The organism is Actinomadura miaoliensis (genome assembly GCF_039536785.1).
Lineage (GTDB): Bacteria > Actinomycetota > Actinomycetes > Streptosporangiales > Streptosporangiaceae > Spirillospora > Spirillospora miaoliensis.
The window spans coordinates 1-9,836 of the sequence record NZ_BAAAZG010000046.1; the positions used below are offsets into that span (position 1 = coordinate 1).

At 75.5% G+C, this 9,836-nt stretch carries 5 protein-coding genes and 1 pseudogene; 2 read left to right on the forward strand and 4 right to left on the reverse strand.

All coding sequences use genetic code 11. The annotated features are described in order from the left end of the window. Nucleotides 1-558: 558 nt before the first annotated feature. Nucleotides 559-1,008: pseudogene (locus ABD811_RS44055) on the forward strand (phosphodiester glycosidase family protein); the annotation flags it as partial. Between the two features lie 361 nt (nt 1,009-1,369). After that, nucleotides 1,370-3,244, forward strand: a complete 1,875-nt coding sequence (locus ABD811_RS29200) for a metallophosphoesterase family protein (RefSeq protein WP_344954188.1) — start codon at nt 1,370-1,372, stop codon at nt 3,242-3,244. Between the two features lie 67 nt (nt 3,245-3,311). On the opposite strand, the gene ABD811_RS29205 is transcribed toward ABD811_RS29200, so the two are convergent. The 4 genes from ABD811_RS29205 to ABD811_RS29220 form a co-directional block, all read right to left on the reverse strand. Next, on the reverse strand, nt 3,312-4,757 hold the full coding sequence (locus ABD811_RS29205) for a GMC family oxidoreductase N-terminal domain-containing protein (protein WP_344954190.1): 1,446 nt from the start codon (nt 4,755-4,757) through the stop codon (nt 3,312-3,314). Then, nucleotides 4,754-5,143: a hypothetical protein gene (locus ABD811_RS29210; RefSeq protein WP_344954192.1), complete on the reverse strand. Its 390-nt coding sequence runs from the start codon at nt 5,141-5,143 to the stop codon at nt 4,754-4,756. Before ABD811_RS29210 ends, ABD811_RS29205 begins: the two co-directional genes overlap by 4 nt. A 75-nt stretch (nt 5,144-5,218) precedes the next feature. Beyond that, a complete protein-coding gene (locus ABD811_RS29215) occupies nt 5,219-8,533 on the reverse strand; it encodes an AfsR/SARP family transcriptional regulator (protein ID WP_344954194.1) in 3,315 nt (1,104 codons plus the stop codon). A 211-nt stretch (nt 8,534-8,744) separates the two neighbouring features. Then, nucleotides 8,745-9,836: thiamine pyrophosphate-binding protein (locus tag ABD811_RS29220; protein ID WP_344954196.1), on the reverse strand; the 1,092-nt coding region annotated here is incomplete at its 5' end.

Sequence of the window (9,836 nt, forward strand, 5' to 3'; positions counted from 1 at the left end):
GGCGCGCCCCGCGCCGCGGCCGGCGGCCACCTGGAGACCGACCGCACGGCCCGGCCGGTCGCGCCGGGCACCACGCTGACCTCGTTCGACCGGCTCGACGCCAAGGGGTGGCTGCGCGCCGACCTGCTCACCGTGGACCTGGGCGCCAAGGTGCGCGCCGGGTACCTGTCGCCCGGCAAGGTCTCCGAGGTGTCGCCGCTGTCGCGGCAGGCCGACCGCGCCGGGGCGATCGCGGGCGTGAACGGCGACTTCTTCGACATCAACAACACCGGCGCGGCCAACGGCGCCGCCGTGGACGACGGGAAGCTGGTCAAGTCCGCGGTCCCCGGCTGGTCCACCCAGACGGCGGGGGTGGGCGCCGACGGGCTGGGCCGCATCGCCCAGACGCTGCTGGACGGCGAGCTCACCCTGCCCGGCGGCCGCACCGTCCCCCTCGACCAGCTCAACGCCCACTTCGTCAAGCAGGACGGCATCGGCGCCTTCACCTCCCTGTGGGGGTCGGCCACCCGCGGCAGGTCGCTGGCGCAGGGCGCGCAGCGGGTCGCCGAGGTGCTGGTGGTGGACGGCAAGGTCACCGAGATCCGCGGCACGCCGGGCTCCGGGGAGATCCCCTCCAACGCGTTCGTGCTCGTCGGCCGGGAGAAGGGCGGCGACCTGCTGCGCACCCTCAAGCCGGGCGACGCGGTCGGGCTGGGCTACCGGCCGCGCGCGTCGGCGGACGGCGCGCCCGCCTTCGCCGTCGGCGGCAACCAGACGCTGATCAAGGACGGCGCGATCCCGGCGCTGACCGACCCGGCCGAGCACCCGCGCACGGCGGTCGGGTTCTCCGCCGACCACCGCCGCATGTTCCTGATGACCGTGGACGGCCGCCAGGTCGACAGCCGCGGCGTCACGCTGGCGGAACTGGCCGCCCTGATGAAGGAGGCGGGCGCGCACGACGCCCTCAACCTCGACGGTGGCGGCTCGTCGACGCTGCTGGCCCGCGAGCCCGGCCAGACGCGCGGGCAGGTGGAGAACCAGCCGTCGGACGGCGCCGAGCGTCCCACGCCCAACGGCATCGGCCTGTTCGCCGACGGCAGCGGCAGGCTGACCGGGTTCTGGGTGGAACCGGCGGCCGACCCCACGCTGCGCCCCGGGCGTCGGCCCCACCCGCGGCGGACGTCCCGACCGCGTCTTCCCCGGCCTGACCCGCAGGCTCGTCGCGCGCGGCCACGACGAGGAGCAGGGCCCCGCCGCGGGCACCCCGCGCTGGACGGCCGGCGGCGGCGCCGGCACGGTCGGCCGCGACGGCACCTTCCACGCCCGCAGGCCCGGGCAGGCCACGGTCACCGCGTCGCGCGGCAGGGCGCGCGGCCAGACGAAACTGACGGTGCTCGGCCCGCTCACCCGCATCGGCGCCACCGTCGACCGCGTCACCATCCCCGACCAGAAGGGCGGCGGCGCGTTCGGCGTCGTCGGGTTCGACGAGGACGGGTTCACCGCCCCCATCGAACCGTCCGACGCCGAACTCACCTACGACACCGCGCTGCTGGACATCAAGCCCGGCGAGGACGGCCTGTTCACCGCCACGCCGCGCGGCTCCACCGGCTCCACCCTGGTGACCGTCGAAGTCAAGGGCCACACGACGGTGTTCCCCGTCAGCGTCGGGCTGGAGGAGAAGACCATCGCCGACTTCGACGACGCCGACCGGTGGCGGTTCGGGACCGCGCGCGGATCCGGGAAGGTCGAGCCGGTCGCCGAGGGCCACACCGGACGGGCGCTGCGGCTGTCGTACGACTTCACCCAGTCGACCGCGACCCGCACCGCCTACGCCTACCCGCCCGCGCCGATCGAGATCCCCGGCCAGCCCCTGGCGCTCGGCGCCTGGGTGCACGGCGACGAGAAGGGCGAGTGGACGGCGTTCACCATCACCGACGCCAACGGCCAGTCCTACTCGCTGTACGGCCCGTACATCACCTGGAAGGGCTGGCGGCAGATCGAGATGCAGGTGCCCGCGTCCGTGGCGTACCCGATCAAGGTCACCCGCTTCTACACGATCGAGACCAGCGCCAACCGGCAGTACACCGGCGAGGTGCTGATCGACGACTTCACCGCCGAGGTGCCGCCGCCGGCGCAGACCCCGCCCGCGCCCGAGCGCGTCCCCGACCCGCTGGTCATCCAGGACGGCACGGCCGACGGCAGCCCGTGGCGGTTCGCGGTGCTGTCGGACGCGCAGTTCGTCGCCGCCGACCCCGACAGCGAGTTCGTCCGGCAGGCCCGGCGCACGCTGCGGGAAGTGCTGGCCGCCAAACCGGACTTCCTGGTCATCAACGGCGACTTCGTCGACACCGGATACGAGGCCGACTTCGCGCTGGCCAAGAAGATCCTGGACGAGGAGCTGGGCGGACGGCTGCCCTACTACTACGTGCCGGGCAACCACGAGATCTACGGGCCGGGCGACATCGGCAACTTCCGCAAGGCGTTCGGGGAGCCGTCGCGGACGTTCGACCACAAGGGCACCCGGTTCGTGCTGCTGGACTCGTCCACCGGCACCTACCGGACCAGCTCCTACGCCCAGCTGACGATGCTGCGCGACGCCCTGGACGGGGCGGCCCGCGACAGGTCGGTCCGGTCGGTCATGGTGTTCGGCCACCATCCGGCGCGCGATCCGCTGCCGAGCAAGAACAGCCAGCTCGCCGACCGCAAGGAGGCGGCGCTGCTGGAGAAGTGGACGGCCGACTTCCGCGCCCGGACCGGCAAGGGCGCGGCCGTGGTCAACGCGCACGTCGGCGTCTTCCACGCGTCCCGGGTCGACGGGGTGCCCACGTTCGTCAACGGCAACTCGGGCAAGAACCCGTCCGGCTCCCCCGCCGACGGCGGCTTCACCGGCTGGACGATGTTCGGCGTGGACCCGCGCGTGAACACGCGCGGCGGGGACGGGTGGCTGCGCGCCGAGGTGCGGCCCCACGTCGACGAGCTCAGCCTGACCGTCCCGGAGCGGGTGAAGGCCGGGACGACCGCGCACGTGACCGCCACGCTGCGCCAGGACGGCGAGGACATGCCGCTGGCCTACCCGATGAGCGCCGACTGGAGCGGGTCGCCGAACGTCCACATCGGTGACGCCCGGCGCGCCCTGCCCTGGCTGCACACCGTGACGTTCGACCCGGCGACCGGGCGGCTCACGGCCCTGCGTCCCGGGAAGGCGACGCTGTCGGTGACGGTCAACGGCGTCCGCCGCCAGGCCACCATCACCGTGACCGGGTAGCACCCGAGGAGTTCGCGGCGCCGTGGCGGGGGCGACCCGCCACGGCGCCGCACGCTTTCACCGGGGGTCAGCGGGCCAGGTGGGCGGCCAGGCGTTCGGCCAGGGCCATGATGGTCAGCGACGGGTTGTAGGTGAGCGTGCGCGGGATCACCGACGCGTCACCGAGGTAGAGGCCGTCGACGTCCCACATCCTCTGGTTCGCGTCGCACACCGACCGCCGCGGGTCCGAGCCCATGCGGCAGCTTCCCTGCACGTGCGAGGTGATGTAGCCGGTCGAGACCACCTCGCGGGCGCCCGCCTCGCGCAGCACCCGCTCGCAGAACTCGTGGGCGCGGTCCAGGCGCGCCTGGTCCTCCTCGGGGATCGGCACGCTGATCCGCCCGGTGAGGTCGCCGGTCTCCTCCACCACGCCGGTGTTGGAGTCGTTGGTCATCATCATCAGCGCGGTCATGTGGCGGAACCGGCGCATGACCGACGCCAGCCGCTCGCCCCACAGCGGACGGCCGTGCTCGTCCACCAGGTTGGACGCCAGCCCGACCGGGTCCAGGATGGTGGTGGCCTCCACGATGAACCCGCCGTCCTCGTCGCGGGCGAAGTCGCGGCAGTGCGCGGTCAGCGGGTACACCACGTGGGTGTCCATGACGTCGTCGAACACGCCGTGCACCATGCGGGCGGTGTGGGTGCCGAGGTTGCGGCCGATCAGCCGGGCGCTCGGGGTGTCCAGCGCGGCCAGGCCGGAGCGTTGCAGCAGCTGCGGGGTGACCAGGGAGCCGGCGGCGAGCACCACCACGTCCGCGTCCAGCTCGTGGGCGCCGTCGCCGTCCACGTAGTCGACGCCCGCGACGCGGCGGTCCGTCCCCTCGCCGGTGACGCGGACGCGGCCGACGAGCGTGCCGGGCCGCACGTCCAGCCGGCCGGTGAGCATCGCCGGGTGAATGTAGCGGTTGAGGGCCGAGCCGCCCGCGTTGGTGGGACAGCCCGCCGTGCACGAGCCGATGCTCTCGCAGTCGGCGTTGGTGTAGGAGGTGACCGGCTCCAGGGAGGCGCCCACGGCCCTGAAGCCGCGTTCGACGGTGCGCACGCTGTGCGTCCAGTCGGTGCGGGGCCGCACGCCCATCCGCTGCTCGACCTGCTCGTACCAGGGGTCCAGGTCGGCGGCGGAGAACGGCTCGCCGCGCTCGTTGACCAGGCCGCTGGCCGCGTGCCACTTGGCGTGGTCCTGCGCGACGGCACGCATGCCGATCTTGGTGTTGATGAGGGTGGAGCCGCCCACGCCGCGGCCGGACACCATGACGACGGGACGCGACCCGTCCGGCGCGGTCATGCCGAACCGCGGCGGGTTCCACAGCAGCCGCGCGGCGCGCAGCTCGAACCGGTCGTGCGTGCTCGCCGGGTGGTAGCCGCCCGACTCCAGCAGCACCACGCGGCGCCCCTTCTCGGCCAGCCGGGACGCGACGACGCCGCCCCCGGCGCCCGACCCGACGACGACGATCTCGGCGTGCTCGCGGCTCATCCGGCCTCCCGGTGGCAGGCGAGGAACGACCAGTCCTGCTTGGACATCGCGACGATCGGCGCCGCACCGAACCCGGTCGCGTCCCATCCGGACGGGCCGTCGTAGCCGGGGCGCCGGAAGTCGCCGTAGTACGCCTCGATCGCCAGCGCCCGCAGCATCTGGAACGCCGGGCGGGACGCCAGCTCCTCGTAGGGGACTCCCCCGGCGCGCGCGGCGGCGACCTCCTCGATCGCCGCCACCACGGCGGCGCGGCGCGGCTCGGGCGCGTCGGCGACCAGGGAGTCGACGTAGACGGCCGGGCCGGTCGCCCGCGACCCCGGCACGACCGCCTCGCACAGGTCCGCGAGCGCGGTGAACTGCTTCTCCGTCAGGCTGAACAATCTCATAGGCGCGACCTCTTCATCGGGGTTCGTCAGCGGGGCGGACGTTCAGGGGCGTTCGCGGGCTTTCGGGCGCGGCGTTCAAGGGCAGCGTTCGGCGACGGCGGCCACCACGCCGCGCGCCACGGCCTCGGGGGCGGCGCCCGCCTGCAGCGGCCCGGGGGCGGGCAGCAGGGGGCGGATGCGTGCGATGTCGGCCTCGGCCGGCGGGCAGCGCCGGCCGCCGCAGCGCTCCCACAGCTCGTCGGCGAGCATGAGCCGCCGGGACGCGTCGGGCCCGTCCGGGTCCATCAGGGCCATCGAGTCCAGGACGAGCGCAGCGGCGCGGCGGTCGCCGCAGGGGGCGGCCAGCCGCGCGGCCTCGGCGAGCGCCTCCAGCGCCCGCTCCGGGACGGGGCCGCGCGCCGCGTCCCCGGCGGAGCGGGACAGCAGCACGGCGCGGCGGCACAGGCTCTCGACGGCGTACACGGTCAAGCCCGCGACGCGCAGCAGCCGCGCCGCCTCCCGGTACGTCCCGGCCGCCTCCGCCGTCGCGTCGCCGCCCGTGCCCGCAAGGTCGGCGATCATCGCCCTGCCCTGCGTCACCCAGGCGGCGGCCTCCGCGCCGGCGTGCCACCACCGCATCCGCGCCACCGCCGCCAAGTGCGCCTCCGCGGCGGGCTGGTCGCCGCGCAGCAGCCGCAGCCGCGCCAGCCAGCCCAGCAGCGGCGCGGCGGCCTCGCCGAGGTCCAGCCCGCGCACCAGGGCCAGCGCGGACTCGGCCGCCTCCTCGGCGCGGCCCAGGTCGCCGGTCGCGTCGTACATGCGGCTCAGCCAGATCAGCGAGCGGTGCTCGCCCCAGGCGTCCCCGGCGGCGCGGTAGTGCCGGACGCCGGCGCGCAGCCGCGGCTCGGCCTCGTGGAACTCGCCGCGCAGCACGTGCCCGATGCCGGCGACCGTGGTCGAGCAGCCCAGCAGCCACGGGTCGCCCAGCTCGTCCGACAGCCGCAGCGACTCGCCGATCCAGGCGTCGCCCTCCGCGTGCGCCTCGATGCGGTAGCAGGCGTAGGCCGTCACCAGGGCGCACAGCGCGTACTCCGGTTCGCCGGTCATCCCCAGTTCCCGCAGGATGGCGCGGGCCTCGCGGCCGTGCTCGGCGGCCGCGCGGGCGTCCTCGTCGTTCCGCACGGTGCCGGTGGCGCCGAGGTGGCACGACCAGATCAGGGCGCGGGCGCGGTGCAGCGGGTCCTGCTCGGCCGGGCGGACCCGCAGGGCGCGCAGCACGCCCGCCCAGCCGAAGACGCGTTCGCCGCGTATCCACAGGTACCAGCCGAGGGCGGCGACCAGCCGCAGCGCGAGCTCGTGGCGTCCGGTGCGGCAGCAGAAGTCGAAGGCGGCGCGCAGGTTGTCGTCCTCGCGTTCCAGCAGGCGGAAGGCGCGGGCCTGTCCCGCCGACCGCAGTGCGGGGGCCTGCTGCTCGGCGAGCCGGACGTACAGCTCGGCGTGGTGGTGGGCGGTGTCGTCGGCGCGGCCGCGCTCGGCCAGCCGGGCGGCGGCGTACTCGCGCAACGTCTCCAGCATGCGGTAGCGCATCGCGCCGTCGTCGCCGGGCAGCGCCTGCAGCAGCGACTTGTCGACCAGGCGCAGCACCAGGTCGGTCATGGTGGGCGGGCACACGCCCAGGCCCACGCCCAGCCGCTGGGCGGCGTCGAGCCGGAACCCGCCGCGGAACGCCGACAGGTAGGCGAACACCTCGCGGGCCTGCTCGTCCAGCAGCTCGTGGCTCCAGTCGACGGCGGCCTCCAGGGTGCGGTGCCGCGCGGTGGTGCGGGCACCGCACGCCAGCAGCCGGAACCGGTCGGCCAGCAGCTCGGCGATCTGGCGCGGGGTGAGGGCCCGCACCCGCGCGGCGGCCAGCTCGATCGCCAGCGGCAGGCCGTCCAGGCGGCGGCAGATCGAGGCGACGTCGGGGCACATGTCCGGGGTGAGGGCGAAGCCGGAGTCGGCGGCGCGGGCGCGGTCGACGAACAGCCGCACCGCCGCGTACCGCAGCACCGCCTCGGGGTCGGCGGCGTCGGGGTCGTCCGCAGGCGGAACGGCCAGCGGGCCGACGGGCATGGCGGTCTCGCCGGACACGCCGAGCGCCTCGCGGCCGGTGGCCAGCAGGACGGTGCCCTCGGTGCGGGTCAGCAGGGTGTCCGCCAGCTCGGCGGCGTCGTCGAGCAGGTGGTCGCAGTTGTCCAGGACGAACAGCACCCGCCGCCCGGTGAGCGCGGCCACCAGCGCCGCGTCCGACGGGCCGCGCCCCGGCGGCCCGTAGGAGGCGCCCGTGGCCAGCTGCAGCGCCGCCAGCAGGGCGTGCGCCAGGTCGTCGCCGGCCCGGCGGGCGGACAGGTCGACGACGAACGCGCCGTCGGCGCGGATCGGGTCGGCGTCGGCGTCCAGCGCCCGCAGGGCCTCCAAGGCCAGCCGGGTCTTGCCCGCGCCGCCCGGGCCGACCAGCGTCACCATGCGGCCGCGCGCCAGCAGCCCGCGCAGGCGGCCGAGTTCGCTCTCACGGCCGACGAACGAGGTGACCGGCGCCCACGGCTGCGGCCGCACGCCCGTCGCGGCGCCGGCGTCGCGCGGCGCCGGCGCGCCGGCCGTGGGCGGCTGCGTGAGCGCGGGATCGGCCGCGAGGATCTGCTGGTGCAGCCCCCGCAGCGCCGGCCCCGGTTCCACGCCCAGCTCCTCGACCAGGACGCGGCGCAGGTCCTGGTAGGTCTCCAGCGCGTCGGCCCGGCGTCCCGCCCGGTACAGCGCCAGCATGAGCCGGCCGCGCAGCCCCTCGCGCAGCGGGTGGGCGGCGACGAGGGTCTCCAGCCTGCTGACGACGGCGTCGTGGCGGCCGCGCCGCAGCTCGGCCTCGGCCTGCGCCTCCAGCGCCTGCAGGTGGCAGGCCTCCAGCCGCGCCGCCTCGGTCTCCACGGCCGGTGTGGGCGGGACGTCGGCGAACGGGGTGCCGCGCCACAGGTCGAGCGCCTCGCCCAGCCGGACGGCGGCGGCGTCGGCGTCCCCGGCGGCCAGGTGGCCGCGGCCCTCCTCGATCAGCCGCTCGAAGACCTGCGCGTCGAACTCGGCGGCGTCCACGACGAGCCGGTAGCCGTACGCCTGGTAGCCGCGCATGTGCGTGACGAGCGTGCGCCCGGACTCGTCGCCGAGCGCGCGCCGCAGCCGGGACACGTACCCCTGCAGCACCTTGCCCGCGCTGCGCGGCGGCTTCTCGCCCCACAGTTCCCCGACGAGCCGTTCGGTGGGGACGACCTGGCCGGCATGGCACAGCAGAACCGCCAGCAGCATTCGCCACTTGGCCGGGCCGAGCGCATTCCACCGGTCGCCTTCGCGCAGTTCGAGCGCACCGAGCACGCGGTATCGCATGCCATCACGCTCCGCACCGGTCCTGAGCCGCAGATCCCATGGTGGGAACGAGCCTTCCAGATCTTCGGCGGCCGGTGCGGCGGGACGCCGGAAACCACGTTGATGGGAACGTGCCAAGGAATTTCCCGGCCGGAATGGCGGCCATTTACCAGGCGTTCCGCTCGCCCGACCGAAACAGGTCAACCCGTTCCGCGGACGGGTTCCGCCGGATTCAGTGTTCGCCGCGGAACGCCTCCTCCAGCCAGTCCGCGACCAGGTCCGGAGTGATCTTGGCGTCGGCGACGAACACGCCGGGCGCGCCCTCGGCCACCCACCGGCGGACCGGCGCCAGGTCGTCGAGCGTGCGGACCACCGCGCCGCGCGCGCCGTGCCCGCGGGCGACGGCGGCGATGTCGCGGTCGGGGAACTCCACCAGCGATGTCGGATGCCCCATGGGCCCGAAGTGGTGCACCTCCGCCGAGTACGCCGCGTCGTCGTACACCAGCACGAACAGGCGCAGGCCGAGCCGGACCGCGGTCTCCAGGTCGGCCAGGCCCATCCAGAAGCCGCCGTCGCCGAGCGCCGCCACCGCCAGCCGGTCGGGCCGCGCCACGGCCGCGCCGATCGCGGAGGCCAGGCCGAGCCCGATCGACTGGAACGCCTGGGTGAACACCCATCCGCGTTCGTCGGGCACGCCCAGGTGCCGGGCGGGCCAGCCCATGAAGTGGCCGGAGTCCAGGGCGACGACGCGTTCGGCGGGCAGGATCTCGTCGACGGCCTTGGTGAGGGTGCGCGGGTCGATGTGCCGGCCGGTGGAGGTGTCGGTGTACGGGACGGCGTCGTTGGAGCCCTCGGCGATCGTCCGCGCGGTGGCGTCGCCGCGGACCCCGGCGGGACGGTGCCCGCGGGCGCGCAGTTCCCCGGCCAGCGCGGTGGCCGTGGCGCGGGCGTCCCCGAGCACGGGCAGGTCGACCGGACGCTGCCGGCCCAGCCGGTCGGGCTCCACGTCGACCTGCGCGACGGTGGCGTCCTCGCCGATCAGCGCGCCGTGGCGGGTCGTCCACTGCGTGAACGACACCCCGAAGCCGAGCAGCAGGTCGCTGCGGCGGATCAGGTCGGCCGCGGCGGGCGACGAGAACCCGCCCGCGATCCCCAGCGCCCAGGGGTGACCGGCGAACATGCCGTGCGCGCACGCCGAGGTGGCCAGCAGCGCGCCGGTCGCGTCGGCCAGGTCGACGAGCGCGTCGCGGGCGCCGGACACCAGCGCGCCGCGTCCGGCGATCACCAGCGGGCGGCGGGCCCGCGCCACCGCGTCGGCCAGCGC

What these genes read in the sequence shown, in the direction of transcription:
- ABD811_RS29205 (WP_344954190.1), bottom strand. Translation starts at nt 4,757, where the DNA reads ATGAGCCGCGAGCACGCCGAGATCGTCGTCGTCGGGTCGGGCGCCGGG.
- ABD811_RS29215 (WP_344954194.1), bottom strand. Translation starts at nt 8,533, where the DNA reads ATGCGATACCGCGTGCTCGGTGCGCTCGAACTGCGCGAAGGCGACCGG.
- ABD811_RS29210 (WP_344954192.1), bottom strand. Translation starts at nt 5,143, where the DNA reads ATGAGATTGTTCAGCCTGACGGAGAAGCAGTTCACCGCGCTCGCGGAC.